Here is a 1273-nt window from a genome sequence, read left to right as displayed (position 1 = left end):
GGGTCTGCTGACGGTTTAGTTGACCTCGGGGTTTACGTCGCCAGAGCGACGGTCGTTTTGTAAACGGTCTCGTATTCAACCGGGGTCAGCTTACCCAGACGCCGCTGTCGACGACGCCGGTGATAAGTCCGCTCGATCCAGTAGACGATCTCCCTGCGGAGCTCATCCCTGGAGGACCAGCGGCGCTTGTTGAGCACGTTCTTCTGCAGGGTCGAGAAGAAGCTCTCCATCGCGGCGTTATCGCCCGCCGCACCGACCCTGCCCATCGATCCAAGCAGCCCATAGGCCTTGATCGCCCGCTGATATCTCCTGGAACGAAATTGAGACCCTCGGTCGCTATGAACGGTGCATCCGGCCACTGCGCGAGCTCCGCGGCGAGCGACCGCGTCGTTCAGAGCAGCCACTGCCAGGTGTGACTTCATCCTGGGCCCGATCGAGTAGCCCACGATCCGATTCGAGAACACGTCCTTGACCGCACAGGCATAGATCTTGCCTTCAGCGGTGCGATGCTCCGTGATATCGGTAAGCCACAGCTGATTCGGAGCAGTCGCGCTGAAGTCGCGTTGGACCCGGTCATCACAGACCGGAGGGCCTGGCTTCTTGTTCATCCTTCGGGCTCTGCGGATCGTGGCCGAGAAGATCCGCTGCTGAGAACACAGCCGCCAGACCCGGCGCTCAGACACCCGATGCCCGGCTGCGCAGAGCTCATCAGCGATGAACCGGTGCCCGAACTCAGGATCATCAGCATGGATGTTATAGGCGGCGTTGAGCAGTTCCGCCTCCTGCCAGTCACGAGCCGAGACCGGGTTCGCCGCCCACTGATAGAACGCCTGCTTCGAGAAGCCCAACACTCGACAGGCCACCGCCACCGGGACACCGGCGACGGCAAGGTCACGGACCAGCGGGAACATCATTTTGGGCGGGCCTGCCCAATCTTGAGATTCGCCTGCGACAGGTAAGCCGCAGCTCGACGCAGGATCTCGTTTTCTTGTTCGAGTTCACGGATACGTTTGAGCATCTTCGACTGGTCCGCTCGGCCAGCAGCATCTTCAGCAGGCTCGACACCGTGGTGATGTGCTCGATCCTTGCTCACCCACATCTGCAGGGCTGACTTCGAGATGCCCAGGTCTTCGCAGACCTGCTTCTGGGTCATCCCGGAATCGAGCAGCTCCAACGCGGATGCCTTGAACTCTTCGGAGTAGATCTTCGGCATGGGACTATCCTCTCTGCTTTCATAGCAGTCAAGAAGTCAACGGAACCGTCAGCAGACCCC

General features: G+C 60.4%; 1 protein-coding gene. It reads right to left on the bottom strand.

The window, feature by feature from the left end; genetic code table 11:
• Positions 1-32: 32 nt before the first annotated feature.
• Positions 33-1213, bottom strand: a protein-coding gene (locus tag LSI54_RS12875) for an IS3 family transposase (protein ID WP_446740436.1) whose coding sequence is annotated in 2 segments (ribosomal slippage) — positions 33-950 and positions 953-1213 — 1179 coding nt in all. Because the reading frame shifts where the segments join, the coding sequence is not laid out codon by codon here.
• Between the last annotated feature and the right edge of the window lie 60 nt (positions 1214-1273).

This window comes from Nesterenkonia sp. AY15 (genome assembly GCF_022565855.1).
Taxonomy (GTDB): Bacteria; Actinomycetota; Actinomycetes; order Actinomycetales; family Micrococcaceae; genus Nesterenkonia.
Note: the sequence above shows the minus strand (reverse complement) of the source record. Positions and strands in the feature narration are given on the sequence as shown.